Below are 19,129 nucleotides of genomic sequence, written 5' to 3' on the forward strand. Positions count from 1 at the left end.
CCGCCGTTAGGCCCTGCGGAATTCCTCCAAAACAAGTCACAACAGCACTCAGCCTGCGATCTTGTCCCATGCCTCAACTGCACGCTGCGCGCGGTCGCGAACCTCAGCAGCAGTCAGTCCAGCCTTATAAAGACTGGAACCTAGTCCAAAACAGCGCACGCCCGCGCCGACATAAGTGGCAAAATTATCTTCCGATACGCCACCCACAGCACCCACCGGAATATCTTTTGGCAAGACTGCACAAATGGCCTTGATGCCATCGGCCCCCAGCACACTCGCCGGGAAGAACTTCAACGCCGATGCGCCTGCATGAATGGCGCTGAAAGCCTCAGTCGGCGTGAACACGCCGGGCATTGTCACCATGCCATACGCACTCGCGCGGCGAATGACATCCGGCTCGACATTCGGGCTGACCAGAAGCCTGCCGCCGACATCATGAAGCCGATCCACATTCTCAACCGACAGCACGGTGCCAGCACCAATCAGCACATTGCCCGGCGCAAGCTTTGCAGCTTTCTCAATGGAGACAAACGGCTCCGGCGAATTGAGCGGAATTTCAATCGCCTCAAAGCCCGTCTCAATCAGAGTGGAGACAATGGCTTCGGTTTCTTCCGGCCGAATGCCACGCAGAATGGCAACCAGCGGATAGCGCAGTTTGGGCCATGCGATATGATCGCTCATTGCGCACCTCCCGCAAAAGCATGGCGGGCGGCCATGAACAACCCATCGCGCACCAGTTCATCAGCCTCGATGTGGCTCACTTTCACACCGGCAATCTCAAGTGCAGACGCATAAAGCGCGCCCATCATGCCGTCGGAAAGCAGCAGAACTTCATGAGGTTTGCCAAACAATGTGCGGCCACCGGCAACCTCCAGCCCGATCAGCAGACCCGACAGACGTGCAAGCTGATCGGTCGGCTTATAGTCATGCACCAGCCAGCCAGCACGCACCGTAAAGAGCGCGTTGGCGATAAGCTCCGGTGTTTCAAGCGAAGCTTTCACGCCTCTAGCAAAGGCAGCACTCTTTGGGTCAACCGGTCCGGCCCCTTCAAGCGCACCGGAGAGAACCGACTTGTCTTTGAGAAGCGCAAACAATTCACCCGTCATGAAAGAGCGATAATCGTTAAGCTTGCCGTCTGCAATCTGCACCCATTTGGCGTGCGTTCCGGGCATCACCACCACGGCATCCCGCGTACCGCGATGTACCAGACCAAGCAGCTTGGTTTCCTCGCCGCGCATCACATCCGGCGCATCGACGCTCCGCCGTGCAACACCCGGCAGCATGATGACGGGGCGCTTTGCAGGCACGCGAACCGCAGCAGCAACGACGCCTTCAAGCCCGGCGGGCAAGCTCATATAAGGTGCTTCGATCCAGCCAGTGCGCGAACCCGCCATGCCGCAGATCACCACCGGCAGATCATCCGGCGCACCAAGCTTCGCCAGATGCTGTTCAAGCAGCGTTTCAAAGCCCGTTTCTTTTGCAGAGATCAGCCCGTCATCACCACGGCTTTCATTGAGCACGTTGCCATCAACATCCAGCGTCCAGAGGCGGAACCGGGTTGTTCCCCAGTCCGCAACTGCCGCAAATGGTGTTTTGACTCCCAACATCAATGGTTATCTCGTGGCAGGCCACGCGTATGCGCAATGTCCTGATACTTGACCGCGTTTTCGAGAACCGCACCTGTTTCCATCTGACCAACAACCGCGCGCTGGATTTCCTGCCACGGCGTCTGGCTTTCCGGATATTTATAACCACCGGCAGCTTCCAAAGCCTTGCGGCGTTCGGCCAGCTCGTCATCCGAAATCAGAATATCCGCCGTACCACGACCAATATCGATGCGGACCCGATCACCCGTCTTGAGGATGGCAAGGCCACCGCCAGCGGCTGCTTCCGGCGACGCGTTGAGGATCGACGGCGAACCCGACGTGCCCGACTGGCGACCGTCGCCGATGCAAGGGAGCGAACTGATGCCCTTCTTCAAAAGATAATCAGGCGCGCGCATATTCACGACTTCCGCTGCCCCCGGATAGCCTATTGGACCCGCACCACGCATGAACAGCACCGAACGCTCGTCAATTTCGAGCGACGGATCATCAATCCGGTGGTGATAATCTTCCGGGCCATCAAACACAATCGCCTTGCCTTCAAAGGCATTCGGGTCTTTTTCGTCTGTGAGATAGCGATTGCGGAATTCTTCCGAAATAACGCTCAATTTCATGATCGCCGACGAGAAGAGATTGCCGCGCAGCACGCGGAAACCGGCATGTTTCTTCAATGGCTGGTCAAAGGTCTTGATGACATTGCTGTCTTCAATCGTTGCGTTTTTGCAGTTTTCACCGATGGTCTTGCCGTTGACAGTGAGCGCATCCTCGTGAATGAGGCCCTGCCCCATCAGCTGATTGACGACTGCTGGCACACCGCCCGCGTGGTAGTAATCTTCACCGAGATATTCGCCCGCTGGCTGGAGATTGACCAGAAGCGGAATTTCCTCGCCATATTTCTGCCAGTCATCGACGCTCAGCTCCACGCCGACATGACGTGCCAGTGCATTGAGATGGATCGGCGCATTGGTCGAACCGCCAATCGCGGAATTGACGCGGATCGCATTGATAAAGGCTTCCTTCGTCATGATGTCAGTTGGCTTGAGGTCTTCATAAACCATTTCCACAATGCGGCGGCCGGTCAGATAAGCCACTTCCTGACGATCACGATAAGGCGCTGGAATCGCCGCCGAACCCGGAAGCTGCATTCCGAGTGCTTCGGCAAGCGAATTCATCGTCGTGGCCGTACCCATCGTGTTGCAATAACCGGTCGATGGTGCGGAAGACGCAACCAGCTTTACAAAGCCCGCATAGTCGATCTCACCCTTGGCGAGCAGCTCACGCGCCTTCCAGACGATGGTGCCCGAACCCGTGCGTTCACCCCGGAACCAGCCATTGAGCATCGGACCAACGGAGAGCGCAATTGCCGGAATATTGACGGTCGCAGCAGCCATCAGACAGGCAGGCGTGGTCTTGTCGCAACCAATGGTCAGCACAACGCCATCCAACGGATAGCCATAAAGCACTTCGACGAGGCCGAGATAAGCAAGGTTGCGATCAAGGCCTGCAGTCGGACGCTTGCCGGTTTCCTGAATCGGATGGACCGGAAATTCGATCACGATGCCGCCCGCTTCACGCACACCTTCACGCACGCGATTGGCCAGTTCCAGATGATGACGGTTGCACGGCGAAAGATCAGAACCCGTCTGCGCAATGCCGATGATCGGACGACCGGATTGCAGTTCTTCCTGACTGAGACCGTAATTCATGTAACGCTCAAGATAGAGCGCCGTCATATCAACATTGTCCGGGTTATCGAACCATGCGCGTGAGCGAAATCTCGGTGCTTTCGGCGTAACGGGCTTATTCATTTCATTGTCCTGCATGGGTAAGAGACCGCCGCGCGGCCCCAATTCCTAGTCTTCAAAAGATTCAACGGCATGGCGCTTTCCGAGAAGGAAAGCATCGGCAACATGGGTCAGAGGTGCTAGGTCAACATCGCTCTGCCCTTCGCCAACCAGCTTCACAAAATTCTGGTAAAGACGCTGATATTCACGATCAGGCTCCGCCATTTTTTCCGTGCCTGCGATCGTCAGCCGACTGCCGCCATGACTGAGAAGCAGCGTTCCCTTGTCTGTCTCGACCCGAATATCCCATGTCTGCGGACCCGTCTGGCGCCAGTCGAGTTCAAAGGAAACCGGCACGCCGCCTTCCGTTTCAAACGCGAGATCAGCGGCAATCGGTGCCGCCCGATTTTCTGGAAAATAGAGGTCGGACTTGGTGAGAAAAAACCGTTCCGGCAGAATATGCGTCACGATTGAGAGCGCATTGATGCCCGGATCGAACACACCAAGACCACCCGGCTCCCAGATCCATTGCTGGCCGGGATGCCAGTGGCGCACGTCCTCTTTCCACGACACCGCAACAGATTTGATTGCGGCATCTTTCAGAAATCCGCGTGCCGGTTCAACGGCTGCGGCTTCGCGCGAATGCCAGGTCGCATAAAGCGTAACGCCCTGCTTTTCAGCAAAACGCGTCAGCGCCTGCACTTCCGAAATCGTCGCGCCCGGAGGTTTCTCCAGCATCACATGCTTGCGCGCCGCAAGGGCTGCATAAGCCTGATTGAAACGCCCCTGCGGCGGCGTGCAAAGCGACACCGCATCGATTGCAACATCACTCTCAAGCAGCTCTTCAATGTCATGGAACGACGGCAACCCATCAAGACCCGCATTGCGGCTGGCAATGGCTTTGAGTTCAATGCCACTCGTCGCTTCAATCGATGGCAGATGCTGGTCGCGGGCAATCTTGCCAAGACCAACAATTGCCAGATTGATATTGGACGCCACTGTCATCTCAAAGCGCCTTCACGGCAATATCTTCGGCTTTCGCCTGCGCCAGCCTGTTGACCAGCGGATAACGGAAAGGCTTTGCGGAAATTTCGAACTGGTCGCCGTTTTCCGTCTTAACACCTTCCGAAAACGACAATGTCGCCGTGCCGAAGAAATGCACATGAATGTCTCCCGGACGACGGAACAGTTCATATTTGAAATGATGATGTTCCAGATTGGCGATCGTATGCGACATGTTCGCTTCGCCCGACAGAAACGGCTTTTCAAAGATCACCTGATCGCCACGCTTGATCCGCGAAACACCCTCAACATGATCCGGCAGAGCGCCCACATAAAGCTCTGGCCCCAGCGACGCCTGACGCAGCTTTGAATGCGCCAGCCACAGATAATTCTGCTTTTCGATCACATGATCGGAAAACTCATTGGCGAGGCAGAAGCCAAGGCGGAACGGCGTACCGTCCGGGCCGATCAGATAGATGCCTGCGAGTTCCGGCTCTTCACCGCCATCCTCGGCAAAAGCTGGAGAGACGAGTTCACCGCCCGTCGCGACCAGCGCCGACCCATCGCCTTTGTAAAACCATTCCGGCTGAACGCCCGTCTCACCGCGCTTTGGTTTACCGCCTTCAACACCCATCAAAAACATGCGCATCGAGTCGGTCGGCTTTTCAGCGGCCTGTGCTGCCTTGTGCATCTTGTCACGACCATCCGCCGAACCAAGATGTGTGAGGCCTGTCCCTGCAACAATCAAATGCGCGGGATCTTCATGGGTAATAGGCAGGTCAACCTGACCATCAGCAAGTGCGGCATCAAGATCGACAGCTTCACCTTTGCCATTACGCTCAACCTGCTCAGCAAGGCTAATGCCCGCAGAGATCGCCGCCCATGCCAGTTCGTAAGTCGTCGTCACGCCATTGACGATATGGGCCGCGCCTTCATCATCGCAAGCGGCCACACGTGTTTCTCCGCGCAAGTCGCGGATTTGTACCAGACGTAACATTAAACCTCCCATTTTCCGCAAAACGCTTGCGGAACATTCTTCTCGACCGTTCAAAAACACAGGTATGCGGATGAACGGCTCCTTCTCATTAATATGACTATTTCGGCAAATACCCACTTGTCAAGCAAGGGAAACACAGCGCGCACCACCCCCATACCAAGACCATTGCCGCCCCTTTAATAAACGCATGATTTCACTATAAAATTCGCCATCATGCACGTTTGTCGCACCCCCAATTTTCAGCGAATATACGAAATGTACTTGCCATAAAGTAATATTATATGCTTCATAAACACGAAGGCTGGGAGAGCCTTTTTATTGGGAGGACTTAATATGAAACGCAGTCTGACGGCTCTGACAGCCGCATTTTCATTCGCTCTGATCTCAAGCGCATCCGCCGCTTCCCTGACGGTCGGCTTCTCGCAGATCGGTTCAGAATCGGGCTGGCGCGCCGCCGAAACAAGTGTAACAAAGCAGGAAGCTGAGAAGCGCGGCCACACTCTCAAATTTGCCGACGCACAGCAGAAGCAGGAAAATCAGATCAAGGCCGTTCGCGGCTTCATTGCACAAGGCGTTGATGCCATCCTGATTGCGCCGGTTGTTGCAACCGGCTGGGACGCCGTTCTGAAAGAAGCCAAGGAAGCCGAAATTCCGGTCGTGCTTCTCGACCGCCAGATTGACGCACCGGAAGACCTTTATCTCACCGCTGTCACCTCCGATCAAGTCCATGAAGGCAAGGTCGCGGGCGACTGGCTGGTCAAGGAAGTCGGCGACCAGCCTTGTTCGGTCGTCGAGCTTCAGGGCACGACAGGTTCTTCTCCGGCGATCAACCGCAAGAAGGGCTTTGAAGAAGCACTTGCAGGCCACGATAACATCAAGATATCCCGCTCGCAGACTGGCGACTTCACCCGCACCAAGGGCAAGGAAGTCATGGAAAGCTTCATCAAGGCGGAAAATGGCGGCAAGGACATTTGTGCAGTCTACGCGCATAATGACGACATGGCCGTCGGCGCCATTCAAGCCATTAAGGAAGCTGGTCTCAAGCCCGGAACCGACATTAAGGTCGTTTCAATCGATGCCGTGCCGGATATTTTCCAGGCAATGGCCAATGGCGAAGCCAATGCAACGGTTGAGCTGACGCCAAACATGGCAGGTCCTGCTTTCGACGTCATCGAAGCACTCAAAGCCAATGGCACTGTTCCGCCAAAATGGATCCAGACCGAATCCAAGCTTTACACACAGGCTGATGATCCAAAGGCCGTTTATGAAGCCAAGAAGGGCCTCGGCTACTAAGCCTCAGATCACACCTTCATGCCTCCGGGCCGCTTCTCATCGCGGCCCGGAGCGAGTTCTGCAAGATGCGAACGGAAGACTGCCATGGCTCGCCCCGACATCGCTGCGCGCGAGACGCCAGCAACGCCGCTTCTTGAAGCGCGCTCAATAACCAAATCCTTTCTCGGAGTAACTGCGCTTGATCACGTCGATTTCGTGCTCAATCGTGGTGAAATACACGCGCTGCTCGGCGAAAACGGGGCAGGAAAATCAACGCTTATCAAGATATTGACTGGCGCCTATCATGGCTTTGACGGTTCGGTTTTGCTTGATGGACAAGAAATTGCGCCCGCTTCCGTGTCAGAAGCACAGACGCTCGGCATCGGCACGGTCTATCAGGAGGTCAATCTCTTGGAGAACCTGACCGTTGCCGAAAACCTGTTTCTGGGTCGTCAGCTACGGCGTTTCGGTTTCATCGACCGGCGCCGCATGGAGACCGACGCGGCCACCCTGCTCGCGCGCTATGGCCTCACCATTGATGTCGGCGCACCACTGTCCGCTTATTCGGTGGCGATCCGACAGATTATCGCAATCGCTCGCGCGGTGGATGTTTCCGGCAAGGTGCTGGTGCTGGATGAACCGACCGCCAGTCTTGATGCCCGCGAAGTCGAGATGCTGTTTGGTGTGCTGCGTCAGTTGAAAGCCGAAGGCCTCGGCATCATCGTCATCACGCATTTTCTGGATCAGGTCTATGCCATTGCCGATTGCGTCACCGTACTGCGCAATGGCCGGCTGGTTGGCAGTCGCAATCTTTCAGAACTACCGCGCACCGATTTGATCTCAATGATGCTTGGCCATCAGTTGCAGGAAACCGTCCGCAGACAGCTGACGGAAGAAGCAAGCGATAACGGGACTGCCCCCATTCGCTTTTCAGGCTTTGGTAAAAAAGGCAGTGTTGCACCTTTCGATCTTGCCATCAAGCCGGGTGAAGCGGTCGGCATTGCAGGCCTTCTCGGCTCTGGCCGTACAGAAACCGCATTGCTCATGTTCGGCGTCGATCAGGCAGACAGCGGTGCACTCATGGTTGATGGCAAAGACACAAAGCTGCCCTCACCTGTTGCAGCCATTGCCGAACGCTTTGCCTTCTGCCCGGAAGAGCGCAAAACCGATGGCATCATCGGCGATTTTTCGGTGGCAGAAAATATCGCGCTCGCCATACAGGCAAAACACGGCTGGTCGAAGCCGATTTCCTCACGCGAAAAAGCAGCGCTTGCAGAGCGCTATATCAAGGCGCTGGATATCCGCCCCGCAGATCCAGACAAACCGATCAAGTTTCTATCGGGCGGTAACCAGCAAAAGGCCATTCTGGCACGCTGGCTGGCCACCGATCCGCGCCTGCTGATTCTGGACGAACCAACCCGCGGCATAGACATCGGCGCCCATGCGGAGATTCTCAAACTCATCGGTGAACTCTGCACCGAAGGCATGTCTCTGGTGATTATTTCATCCGAGTTTGAGGAGCTTGCAGCCGTGGCAAACCGCGTTGTCGTGCTCTCAGACCGCCGCCATGTGGCAGAACTTTCGGGCGCAGAAATCACCGCCGACAATATCGTGCGTGCCATCGCCGAGACCGGAAGCATAAAGGAAGATGCAGCATGATGGCGCGTATTGGCAAAAAACTGAAAAGACTAAGCCCACAGCTCGCAGCCCTTGCGCTCATTCTGATTGTAAACACCATCATATCACCGGGCTTTCTGGGCATTTCCTTTCAGAACGGGCGCCTTTACGGAAGCCTTATCGATATTCTGGTACGTGCTGCGCCCGTTGCCATTCTCGCCGTCGGCATGACACTGGTGATTGCGACACGCGGTATTGATCTGTCGGTCGGCGCGGTCATGGCAATCAGCGGCGCTGCGGCTGCATCGCTCATCGTTTCTGGCTATCCGCTGGCGATCGTCATTCCCGTGGCACTCGGCGTGGGTCTGCTCTGCGGCTTGTGGAACGGCTTTTTGGTAGCGGTTTTCGACATTCAGCCCATCATCGCAACGCTGATATTGATGGTGGCTGGGCGTGGCATCGCGCAGCTTATCACCGAAGGCGCAATCCTCACCTTCAACAATGATTCCTTTGCAACTCTTGGCTCCGGTTCGTTTCTTGGCGTGCCGGTGCCGGTGCTGATCTGGATATTGGCAGGCCTTGTCGTCGGGCTTGTCGTGCGCTCGACAGCGCTTGGCTTCCTGATTGAAGCAACCGGCATCAACCGCCGCGCCGCCATGCTGGCAGGCGTTAAAGCCCGCTTTCTTCTGTTCAGCGTCTATGCAGTATCAGGCGTTTGTGCAGCGCTTGCCGGTCTCATTACGACCGCCGATATTCGCGGCGCAGATGCCAACAATGCCGGCCTATGGCTTGAACTCGACGCCATTCTGGCGGTCGTCATCGGCGGCACGTCGCTGAATGGCGGGCGCTTCTCAATAATGGCATCGCTGCTCGGCGCGCTGATCATCCAGTCGATCAATACCGGCATTCTGATGGCTGGGTTTCCGCCAGAATTCAACCTCATCATCAAGGCAGGCATTATCGTGATCGTACTCACGTTCCAGTCGCCTGCAATAGCTGGCTTCTTCACCTTCCTGCGCGCTGAACGCAAAGGCAATACAGCCAATACAAACCAACAAAGTCAACAGGGAGCACGGCAATGAGAGTGCTTCGCAATCTGCCTTTCGTCACAACGGTCGCGATTTTCCTGCTCGCCTATGCGGTCTGCGTGATCCAGTTCCCGAACATGCTGTCAACACGAGTGATCGGTAATCTTCTGACGGACAATGCCTTTTTAGGTATCGCAGCCGTTGGCATGACCTTTGTGATCATCTCCGGCGGCATTGACCTATCAGTCGGATCAGTCATCGCCTTTACCAGCGTTTTTGTGGCAGTCCTTGTAGGACATGGCATGCATCCGTTGATCGCCTTCGCACTCATTCTGGTGATTGCCGCAATGTTTGGCGCGTGGATGGGTATGATGATCCATTATCTCGGCATCCCGCCCTTTGTTGCGACCCTTGCAGGCATGTTTCTGGCACGCGGTGCGGCATTCCTCATTTCAACGCAGTCTGTGCCGATTTCGCACCCTTTTATCGAAACATTGCAGGGCTTTTACTTCCGGCTTCCGGGTGGTGGCAGACTGACATTTGTCGCCATGCTGATGCTGGCGGTCTTCATCATCGGCGGTATCATCGCGCATCGCACACGCTTTGGCGCAAACATCTATGCGCTCGGCGGCAATGCGCAATCGGCGGAACTGATGGGCGTTCCGATTGGCCGCACGACAATCGGCATCTATACAGTGTCGGGCGTGCTTTCCGGCTTGGCAGGCATCGTTTATACGCTCTACACATCATCCGGCTATTCGCTCGCAACCGTTGGAGTGGAACTTGACGCCATTGCATCGGTGGTCATCGGCGGCACACTTCTCACCGGTGGGGCCGGTCTGGTGGCAGGTACGTTCGTCGGTATTCTGATACAGGGCCTCATACAGACTTATATCGTTTTCGATGGAACGCTGTCTTCGTGGTGGACAAAAATAGCAATCGGTATCTTGCTGTTCCTGTTCATTGCGCTACAGCGAGGACTTGTATGGTTTTCCGATATAAGACTCGCGCGTCAACGCATGAAGGAGGCCTGAATTGGGATTACTGGAAACGGCCATAACCGGACGCAAGCGCCATAACAGCCACGCCGTTGTCGTGGGTGAACTGGGGCGCGGCATCGTCGCAGGCACCATTCCCGAAGGCTCGATACTTCCGGGCGATAACGAATTGTCGCTGCGCTTTGGCGTTTCCCGCACTGTTCTGCGCGAAGCGATGAAAACGCTGTCTGCAAAACGCCTGATCGAACCAAAAGCCAAAGTTGGAACCCGTGTGCTCGGCGCAAGCAGCTGGAACTTTTTTGATCCTGACGTGCTGACATGGCGGTTCGAAGCAGGCTTTGATGAGGTCTTCGTCGATCATCTGGCGGAAATGCGCATGGCGCTTGAACCCGCTGCCGCCGCCGCTGCCGCAAAAAATGCAACCAGCGAGGAACTTGTTGAGCTTTATGCGCTTGCTGCGAAATTTGACGACCCCATGCATACGCCAGAATCCATCGCTAAGGTCGACCTTGAGTTTCATCTGGCAATTGCCCGCATGTCAGGCAATCCATTCATGCGTTCCGTGAGCAGCCTGATTGAAGCAGCGCTTGCAATTTCGTTCCAGTTATCGTCTCCGGCAAGTTCACCCGAAGGCATTGCAGAATGTGCCGCCAATCACATGCGCATTGCCCATGCGATTGCCTCGCGCGATCAGCAAAAAGCACGTGCTGCGATGGAAAGCGTGATCGCGCTTGGCGTTGACCGTATACGCGAAGAAATCTGATTACGTGACTTTGAGATCGAACTTCGGATCGCCGCGCAACGTATTGCTGACGGTGCAGATTTGCTCGGCCACCTCTGCAAGACGATGCTTTTCATCTTCCGTGAGATCGCCATCGAAATGAAATGTTACAGCGAATCGTTCGATGCGTGACGGGCCTTCATGGGCCTTATCGCCTTTTACCTCCACCCGAACATGGTCAAGCTTTTCACGCAATTCGAGCTTGGTCGCAGCAACACGCGCACTGAGCGCCATGCAGGCTGCAAGTGATGCATAGATCAGATCGAGCGGGTTAAAACCCGGCTGGCTGACGCTGGTGACAATCTCCACCGCGCCGCCTGTCGGCGTTGTGATTGTCGGCAGCTTGCCATGTGGCATTTCCGCAACCGCCCCGGTTTCGCGGGTTCTGAATTTCAGTTCAGTCATGGCTCAACTCTCCTGTATTCAACACCGCGTGCAAGCCAGCAGCCGACGCTCAAATCTGTGATCGCACCCTTGTCATCGCGGCGGAAAACAAGCTTCCACTCGCCGGGCGACGGTGCATCCATCGAGCGCTGAACAGGCATCAGCCAGACATCAGCCCCGACACTATAAAGCGGATACATGTCGCTCTTGCCAAGGAAGCCTTCAAAAGCGCCATAGATTGCGCCGCCTTCGGAAATCAGCAGCAGATCAGCATCAAGCTCATCGCTGTGATAGTGCCCGATGATATCCTGTCTCGCTTCGCCTTTGACACGGTTCATAACCAGCGAAAGGTTTTCACTTTCGCGGGAAAGTTCAATCACATCGTCTTCGCGCTGAATCGTGGTCATAGCTGAACGTGCCTCATTTGCGCTCACCACATCCATAATTTCCGGGCTGGTGCCAAAACGCGCCTTCATGCGGCCATGACCAGCATCTTCAAGACTGAGAACAAGCCCCGTCTTCTCATCGAGCCACGAACCAAACCATGCCGCATCGGCTTCGACGCGCACCACATCGGATGACGATACGCCCAAAGCAATATTCATCAGTTTGAAGGCAACCTCGGAGGCCCCGCCTTCAAAATTGAACATGGCGATTGTCGAGAGACGTTCCTCCGCACAATGCCAGCGCTGGCAGCGCCAGCCGCGCAATGCACCACCATGACCCGTTAGGCGCTTGCCGCCTGTTTCGTGAAAATTGAGGCCAAAGCCATAAGGTGCCGCAGCACCGTCTTTAAACGTTTGCGGCCCGCTCAGCCGACGATAGAGACCCTGTTCATCATCACGCGTTGCATCGATGAACTGCTCCCACGCAATCATATCATTGAGCGAAGCGCAGATGCCTGCATCGCCTATCCAATGAATACGATTCGTGGCAGGCAGAAACCCGCGAACCGTATCGCCTTCATAACCCGTACATTCCTCAAACAGCGCCGTATCGGGGATAAGCGCGGCACGCTTCATTCCTGCAGGCTTGAAAATCCGCTCGGACAGAAGATCAACCAGCGTACGCCCGGTATGCGCTTCGATCAGGTCCGCCAGAATGCGGAAATTGCCGTTGCAATAAGAGTAATGCGAACCCGGTTCAAAATGTGTGGTCTTCAGGCGGCGCAACAGGCTTTGCGCCTGCTCTGGCAAAAACACACCTTCCGGATCGGCACCGCACAGGACAGTTAGTGCCCAATAATCGCGCAGGCCGGACTGGTTGTTGCAGAGATCGCGAGCGGCGGGGCGCTCGTCTTCGAACTTGTCGAGGTAGGCTGCAAGCGCATCATCGAGCAACTCAGGCTCGCCCACCGCATCAAGCATCACAGCACAGGTAAACTGTTTGCTGACCGAACAGATCGGCATCCGCGTATCGAGCGTCATGGGCTTTCGCGTGCGAAGATCGGCAAAACCCCAGGCGTGCTGCAACACGACCTCACCGTCCTTCACAACGGCGATAACGCCGCCCGGACCTTTGTAGTTTTGAGGAATGTGACGAACAAAGGCTTCTAGGGCAGACGTATCAAACTTCGACATGATCGACTCAAGACTCACAAAAAATCAACGCCTGCGAAGACGCATTATTTTATGCGATCAATCAAGGCCATTGCAGCTTGTGGGTTGTGCGCCTTATGGCCGCTGATGACATAAAGATAAACATCGCGGGCAACGTTATCGGGAAGCGGCGGCGTGATGGTTTTGAGACTATCGGGCACATGCCCAACCGCAATTGCTTTGGCCCGCTCTGCCCAATGGTCAAGATCCGCCTCGCTGTAGCCGAGCTTCTGGTCTTCCTGCGTACCCATGATGCGCAGATAGGCAAAAGGCGCAGTCATATCAGCAATTTCCACGAATTTGCTGTCGCCCGCAATCACCACCGCAACGCCATATTCCCGCAGCAGCGCGATGAAATCCGGCGAGTTGAAACTGTCGTGGCGCACTTCGACCGCATGGCGCAGATCACGCCCATCGACACGTTTTGGCAGAAGCTTGAGAAAAGCTTCAAAATCGGCTGGATCGAACTTTTTCGTACCCATGAACTGCCAGTTGATGACACCAAGCTTGTCTTTGAGCTCAAGCAGGCCGCCGGTCACGAATTTCTCGATGCTCTCTCCCGCCTCGGCCAGCACCCGCCGATTGGTCGAAAAGCGCGGTGCTTTCAGCGAAAAAACGAAGTCAACCGGCGTTTCATCATGCCATTTGGCAAAAGTCGTGGGCTTCTGCGGACCATAATAGGTACTGTTGATTTCGATAGAGGTCAGCTTGCTCGAAGCATATTCGAGCTGGCGTTTTTTGGAGAGCTTTTCCGGATAGAAACTCTTGTCCCACTCCTCGAAAGCCCAGCCGCCAATACCCACACGGATTCTGCCTGAATTTGTCTCACGCATTTCATCCATACCTTCGCGACATGAGTTCATCAGCTTTGCTCATCATATTTAGGCTGTTTTCACAGCCTCCGCTATGCTGTTATCACTGTGCTTTACTGGAGGAGTAAACAAATGTCGGAAACAAAAGATCCGATCGTTATCGCCAGTGCGGTACGAACACCGATCGGAAGTTTTCAAGGTGCGCTCAAGGGGGAGAGTGCAACAGCACTGGGCGCAGCCACAATCAAGGAAGCCGTTCACCGGGCGAAGCTTGACCCCGATCAGATCGACGAAGTGCTGATGGGCTGTGTGTTGCCCGCAGGACTGGGGCAGGCACCCGGACGTCAGGCCGCAATTCATGCCGGTCTCCCACAGGCTGTGCCTTGCTCGACCATCAACAAGGTTTGCGGATCGGGTATGAAAACCGTCATGCTGGGCGCCGATCTCATTGCCGCAGGAAGTGCGGACATTGTGGTCGCAGGCGGCATGGAAAGCATGACCAATGCACCTTATTTGCTTGAAAAAGCACGCAGTGGCTATCGCATGGGCCACGGCAAAATCTACGATCACATGTTTCTCGACGGTCTTGAAGACGCCTATGACGAAGGCCGCGCCATGGGAACATTCGCGGAAGAAACAGCAGATCACTACCAGTTCACGCGTGAGCAACAGGACGAATTTGCCCTCCGCTCACTTTCGCGCGCACTCAAGGCAGCTGAGGCGGGTTCTTTCGCACAAGAGCTGGTCCATGTTGCAGCGCTTGACCGCGACGAGCAGCCAACCCGCGCAAAGCCCGAAAAAATACCAAACCTCAAGCCTGCCTTCCGCGAAGGCGGCACGGTTACAGCCGCCAATTCTTCATCGATTTCCGATGGTGCGGCATCGCTTACCCTGATGCGCCTGTCCAAAGCCCAAAAGCTGGGCGCAGAACCGCTTGCCATTATTCGCGACCACGCAAGCCACGCGCAACAGCCCTCGCTCTTCACCACGGCCCCGATTTTTGCGATGAAAAAACTCTTCGACAAAACCGGCTGGACTGCACGCGACGTTGATTTGTTTGAAATCAATGAAGCTTTCGCTGTGGTTGTTATGGCTGCAATGCAGGAACTCGACCTCCCCGCCGACAAGGTGAATATCCATGGCGGTGCCTGCGCTATGGGCCATCCGATTGGCTGCTCTGGTGCACGCATCATCGTTACCCTGCTTCATGCCATGAAGCAGAACGATCTCAAGCGCGGCATGGCTTCAGTCTGTATCGGTGGCGGCGAAGCAACAGCCATTGCTGTTGAAACAATATGAGGGGGAAAATGGATATTGAAGGAAAAATCGCCATCGTCAGCGGTGGTGCATCAGGCCTTGGTGCCGCAACCGCACGTGCGCTTGCAGCCAAAGGCGCGAAAGTTGCAATCCTCGATTTCAACATTGACGGCGCCAATACAGTGGCAGCCGAAATCGGCGGCATCGCCATTCAATGCGATGTTTCAGACGCTGCAAGTGCTGAGGCCGCGTTCAAGGCAATCGGCGAAAAGCTCGGATCACCACAGATTCTTGTCAATTGCGCGGGCGTAGCACCAGCAAAGAAAATGCTGGCGCGTGATGGCAGCGTCATGCCGCTTGATGATTTCCGCAAAGCGGTTGAGATCAACCTGATCGGCTCGTTCAATCTGCTGCGGCTGTTTGCCGATGTCGCCTCCAAAAGCGAAGCCCTGTCAACGGGCGAGCGCGGCGTGGTCATCAATACGGCATCGGTTGCAGCCTTTGACGGCCAGATCGGCCAGACGGCCTATGCAGCGTCTAAAGGCGGCATCGTTGGCCTGACTCTGCCTGCGGCACGCGAACTTGCCCCCCTTGGCATTCGTGTGTGCGCCATTGCACCCGGTATTTTTGAAACCCCCATGCTCAAAGGCTTGCCGCAACCTGCACAGGATGCGCTGGGCCAGATGGTTCCTTTCCCCCCACGTCTGGGTCGGCCAGACGAATATGCGGCACTCGCGCTGCATATTATCGAAAACAGCATGCTCAACGGCGAAACCATTCGGCTCGATGGTGCGCTGCGTATGCCTCCGAAATAGAGCGCATGCGCGCCAAAGTCGTTCAGACATTTTGAGAGTAGGGAAATGCATAAAACCTCAACAAACAGCAACATGCGGACCGGTGGCCAGATATTGGTGGATGCACTCGGCATTCACGGCGTTGACCGCGTTTTCTGTGTGCCCGGCGAAAGCTACCTTGCGGCGCTCGATGCTTTCCATGACGTCAGTGACCAGATCGATCTTATCGTCTGCCGTCAGGAAGGTGGGGCTTCTTACATGGCGGAAGCCTATGGCAAGCTGACCGGCAAGCCCGGCATCTGCTTTGTCACACGCGGTCCCGGTGCGACGAATGCCTCCGTCGGCGTTCATACCGCGTTTCAGGATTCCACACCGATGCTTCTGTTCATCGGGCAGGTTGCAAGCGATCAGGTGGAACGGGAAGCATTTCAGGAAGTTGATTATCGCCGCATGTTCGGCCAGATGGCCAAATGGGTGGTGCAGATCGATGACGCAGCCCGCATCCCGGAACTGGTCAGTCAGGCTTTCCATCGCGCCATCAACGGTCGCCCCGGCCCTGTGGTCATCGCCCTGCCCGAAGATATGCTGACCTCACACGCAACCGTCAGCGATGCGCCCGCTTACAAGCATGTCGAAATGCATCCGGGAAGCGATCAGCTACAGGACATGAAAGCACTTCTCGAAAAAGCCGAGCGGCCACTAATGATCGTGGGCGGCGGCGGCTGGAATAGCCAAGCGGTTCGCGACCTGCAAACATTCGCTGAAAACATGTCGCTGCCTGTTGCAGCATCCTTCCGTTGTCAGGATATGTTCGACAATCATCATCCACTTTATGCCGGTGAAATGGGAACGTCGATCAGCCCGAAACTCGCCGCCCGCGTTAAAGATTCAGACCTTTTGCTGGTGGTGGGTGCGCGCCTTGGTGAAATGACCACGCAGGGCTATGAACTGATCAATATCCCTGTGCCAAAGCAGAAGCTCATCCATATCCATCCGGGTGCGGAAGAGCTTGGCCGTGTCTATCACGCTGATATTCCGATCAATGCTAGCATGGCTGCCTTCACCAAAGCAGCTTCAAAGCTTGAACCTATCTCTAACCCCCGGTGGAAAGCATGGGCTGAAAGCGCCAAAGCCGATTACCGTGACAATCTGAAAACGCCGACAATTCCCGGTGACGTTCAGATGGGCGAGATCATGGAATGGCTGCGCGCACATCTCGCCGATGATGCCATCATCACCAATGGCGCTGGCAATTATTCGGCATGGCCGCACCGCTTTTATCAGTACCGCACCTATCGCAGCCAGCTGGCACCAACCAATGGCTCCATGGGCTATGGTGTGCCAGCTGCCGTTGCCGCCAAGCTGACCGCACCAGAACGCACAGTCGTCTGTTTCGCTGGTGACGGCTGTTTCCTGATGAATGGTCAGGAGCTTGCAACGGCTGCGCAATATGAAGCCAATGCGATTTTCATTGTGGTCAATAACGGCATGTATGGCACGATCCGTATGCATCAGGAGCGCACCTATCCGGGCCGCGTTTCCGGCACTGGCCTTGCAAATCCCGACTTTGCAGCGCTTGCCCGCGCCTATGGCCTGCATGGGGAAACGGTGGAAAAGACCGCAGACTTTGCGGAAGCTTTCAAGCGCTGCGAGCAATCGGGTAAGCCGGGGCTGATTGAAATCCGCATCGACCCGGAAGCCCTTTCGCCCAAAATGACGCTCAGCCAGATGCGCGAACAGGGATTAGCCAAACAGAGATAACGAGTCTCTTTTGCTTTCGACTTCAAGCCGAGTTTTTCACCATCATGAAAACTCGGCAAGATCCCGCAGGCGCCGATTCAATCCATTTAAATGGCGCGAATCCCCCTACCGTTCGGAGATATTGCCGTGATGTCACGTATGAACAGGTCTTAAAGCAGACAATACAACTTTAGTTTATATCGATACAATTTACAGTAGACTTCATCGCTCAAGTCGCACATAAACCGCCCGGGTTGCAATGGGAGGGGAAATTGCGAACACTTAATCTTTTTATTATTGGTTTTGGCTTTAGCGCACTTGTCATGACCTGCATTTATGCACTTGTTGGTGGATTACATTAAGATTGAAGAAGGCTCTCGCCTAAGAAGCTTGCCGAGGCTTCGCGCACTGCTCCAAGCATAAAATCACTGATCACTCTGATACGCGGTGCGGCCATAACATCGACATGGCAATTCATCCAATATTCGCGCTCAAGATACATTTCCTTTGGCAGAACCGGCACAAGTTCAGAATATTGGCTGGCAATGAAAAATGGCAACACACACAGCCCATAGCCTGTCAATGTTGCCACCAGTTGCGCATGAATGCTTGAGCCTTGATAATTGCAACGCTTTCCAGGCAAAATTTCACGCATGTAATCAAGACCGGGTGTAAACACCATATCGTCTATATAGCCGATAAAAGGATGCTGGGTCATATCTTCGCGCGTTTTGATCGCTGAATGACAATTCAGATAGTCGCGATGCCCATAAACAAACAAACGATAGGGCGTGAGTTTTTCACTGTGATAAGGTCCGGTGCGCGGCATATGCAGCGTGATCGAAAGCTCCGCTTCACGCCGCGACAATGACATAATCTGCTGGATTGTCACCACCTCCACCGAAAGACTGGGATAGGATTGCGCCAACACCGGCAGCCGATCCGCCAGAAAGAAATTGCCAAAACCTTCAAGGGTTGAAAGCCGCACCACACCTGACAATGCCGAAAAACTGCCCGTCGTCTCTGTCTGGAATTTCAGCGCCTCTCGCTCCATCACTTCCGCAGGCTCAACCAGTCGCTCGCCCATCGGCGTTAAAAGATAGCCGCGCGGATTGCGCTCAAAAAGCTTTGTTGCAAGCGCTTGCTCCAGACGATCGATGCGCCGCAGAACCGTAACGTGGCTGGTGCGTAATTGTCTTGCGGCAGTCGAAAGCTGGCCGGTGCGCGCGACCGCGAGAAAATATTGCAGATCATCCCATGAAAACTGCCGCAACGTTTCCTCCTTAAAGCTTCTGTACATTTTTGAACAGACACTGTTCAAAAATTGCTATTCTTGTACGCATTTGTCAATGCTACCGTCCATAGGACAAGCCCGCATGGAGGCCCTAAAGGAGGAACGAGCCGGGCGGAAGCATATGGGTGCCTAATCATGAGGAAGATTGGCCACCCTGTCTGAAAAGA

The 19,129-nt window shown here is 55.1% G+C and carries 17 protein-coding genes; 8 read left to right on the forward strand and 9 right to left on the reverse strand.

Annotated elements, in window-relative coordinates:
• Window positions 1-48: 48 nt before the first annotated feature.
• From VBH83_RS08335 to araD1, 5 genes are read right to left on the reverse strand one after another with little or no spacing between them, the layout of a single operon-like run.
• Window positions 49-681 (reverse strand): 2-dehydro-3-deoxy-6-phosphogalactonate aldolase, encoded by a 633-nt coding sequence (locus tag VBH83_RS08335; protein WP_265985664.1) that lies wholly within the window; start codon window positions 679-681, stop codon window positions 49-51.
• A complete protein-coding gene (locus VBH83_RS08340; RefSeq protein ID WP_265985665.1) occupies window positions 678-1,607 on the reverse strand; it encodes a 2-dehydro-3-deoxygalactonokinase in 930 nt (309 codons plus the stop codon). Before VBH83_RS08340 ends, VBH83_RS08335 begins: the two co-directional genes overlap by 4 nt.
• A complete protein-coding gene (locus VBH83_RS08345; RefSeq protein ID WP_265985666.1) occupies window positions 1,607-3,412 on the reverse strand; it encodes an IlvD/Edd family dehydratase in 1,806 nt (601 codons plus the stop codon). Before VBH83_RS08345 ends, VBH83_RS08340 begins: the two co-directional genes overlap by 1 nt.
• Before the next feature lie 45 nt (window positions 3,413-3,457).
• Window positions 3,458-4,393, reverse strand: coding sequence for a Gfo/Idh/MocA family protein (locus VBH83_RS08350; RefSeq protein WP_265985667.1), 936 nt, complete (start codon window positions 4,391-4,393; stop codon window positions 3,458-3,460).
• A 1-nt stretch (window position 4,394) separates the two neighbouring features.
• Window positions 4,395-5,387, reverse strand: coding sequence for an AraD1 family protein (araD1, locus tag VBH83_RS08355; protein WP_265985668.1), 993 nt, complete (start codon window positions 5,385-5,387; stop codon window positions 4,395-4,397).
• Window positions 5,388-5,720: 333 nt separating this feature from the next.
• Here araD1 and ytfQ point away from each other — a divergent pair, with 333 nt between their 5' ends.
• The 5 genes from ytfQ (at window position 5,721) to VBH83_RS08380 (ending at window position 11,065) form a co-directional block, all read left to right on the forward strand.
• Entirely contained in the window at window positions 5,721-6,680 is a 960-nt protein-coding gene (gene ytfQ, locus VBH83_RS08360) for a galactofuranose ABC transporter, galactofuranose-binding protein YtfQ (RefSeq protein ID WP_265985669.1), read from the forward strand.
• A gap of 84 nt (window positions 6,681-6,764) precedes the next feature.
• Window positions 6,765-8,318 (forward strand): sugar ABC transporter ATP-binding protein, encoded by a 1,554-nt coding sequence (locus VBH83_RS08365; protein WP_265985670.1) that lies wholly within the window; start codon window positions 6,765-6,767, stop codon window positions 8,316-8,318.
• A complete protein-coding gene (locus VBH83_RS08370; protein WP_265985671.1) occupies window positions 8,315-9,358 on the forward strand; it encodes an ABC transporter permease in 1,044 nt (347 codons plus the stop codon). The genes VBH83_RS08365 and VBH83_RS08370 overlap by 4 nt, the downstream gene beginning before the upstream one ends.
• Window positions 9,355-10,338: a galactofuranose ABC transporter, permease protein YjfF gene (gene yjfF, locus VBH83_RS08375; RefSeq protein WP_265985674.1), complete on the forward strand. Its 984-nt coding sequence runs from the start codon at window positions 9,355-9,357 to the stop codon at window positions 10,336-10,338. The genes VBH83_RS08370 and yjfF overlap by 4 nt, the downstream gene beginning before the upstream one ends.
• A gap of 1 nt (window position 10,339) precedes the next feature.
• Entirely contained in the window at window positions 10,340-11,065 is a 726-nt protein-coding gene (locus VBH83_RS08380) for a FadR/GntR family transcriptional regulator (RefSeq protein ID WP_265985676.1), read from the forward strand.
• On the opposite strand, the gene VBH83_RS08385 is transcribed toward VBH83_RS08380, so the two are convergent.
• Genes VBH83_RS08385 through VBH83_RS08395 form a run of 3 tightly spaced genes read right to left on the reverse strand, consistent with a single transcriptional unit; the run spans window position 11,066 to window position 13,928 of the window.
• Window positions 11,066-11,488 (reverse strand): OsmC family protein, encoded by a 423-nt coding sequence (locus tag VBH83_RS08385; RefSeq protein ID WP_265985677.1) that lies wholly within the window; start codon window positions 11,486-11,488, stop codon window positions 11,066-11,068. It lies immediately after the preceding gene.
• Entirely contained in the window at window positions 11,485-13,047 is a 1,563-nt protein-coding gene (locus VBH83_RS08390) for a D-aminopeptidase (RefSeq protein ID WP_265985679.1), read from the reverse strand. The genes VBH83_RS08385 and VBH83_RS08390 overlap by 4 nt, the downstream gene beginning before the upstream one ends.
• Before the next feature lie 44 nt (window positions 13,048-13,091).
• Window positions 13,092-13,928: a DUF72 domain-containing protein gene (locus tag VBH83_RS08395; protein ID WP_396997146.1), complete on the reverse strand. Its 837-nt coding sequence runs from the start codon at window positions 13,926-13,928 to the stop codon at window positions 13,092-13,094.
• Between the two features lie 81 nt (window positions 13,929-14,009).
• Between VBH83_RS08395 and VBH83_RS08400 the strand changes: the two genes are divergently transcribed.
• Genes VBH83_RS08400 through VBH83_RS08410 form a run of 3 tightly spaced genes read left to right on the forward strand, consistent with a single transcriptional unit; the run spans window position 14,010 to window position 17,689 of the window.
• Window positions 14,010-15,176, forward strand: a complete 1,167-nt coding sequence (locus tag VBH83_RS08400; protein WP_265985681.1) for an acetyl-CoA C-acyltransferase — start codon at window positions 14,010-14,012, stop codon at window positions 15,174-15,176.
• Between the two features lie 8 nt (window positions 15,177-15,184).
• Window positions 15,185-15,949, forward strand: coding sequence for an SDR family oxidoreductase (locus VBH83_RS08405; RefSeq protein ID WP_265985682.1), 765 nt, complete (start codon window positions 15,185-15,187; stop codon window positions 15,947-15,949).
• Window positions 15,950-15,994: 45 nt separating this feature from the next.
• Window positions 15,995-17,689, forward strand: coding sequence for a thiamine pyrophosphate-binding protein (locus VBH83_RS08410; RefSeq protein ID WP_265985685.1), 1,695 nt, complete (start codon window positions 15,995-15,997; stop codon window positions 17,687-17,689).
• A 337-nt stretch (window positions 17,690-18,026) separates the two neighbouring features.
• On the opposite strand, the gene VBH83_RS08415 is transcribed toward VBH83_RS08410, so the two are convergent.
• Window positions 18,027-18,941: a LysR family transcriptional regulator gene (locus tag VBH83_RS08415; RefSeq protein ID WP_265985688.1), complete on the reverse strand. Its 915-nt coding sequence runs from the start codon at window positions 18,939-18,941 to the stop codon at window positions 18,027-18,029.
• Between the last annotated feature and the right edge of the window lie 188 nt (window positions 18,942-19,129).

This window comes from Ochrobactrum sp. S1502_03, assembly GCF_044435015.1.
Lineage (GTDB): Bacteria > Pseudomonadota > Alphaproteobacteria > Rhizobiales > Rhizobiaceae > Brucella > Brucella chromiisoli.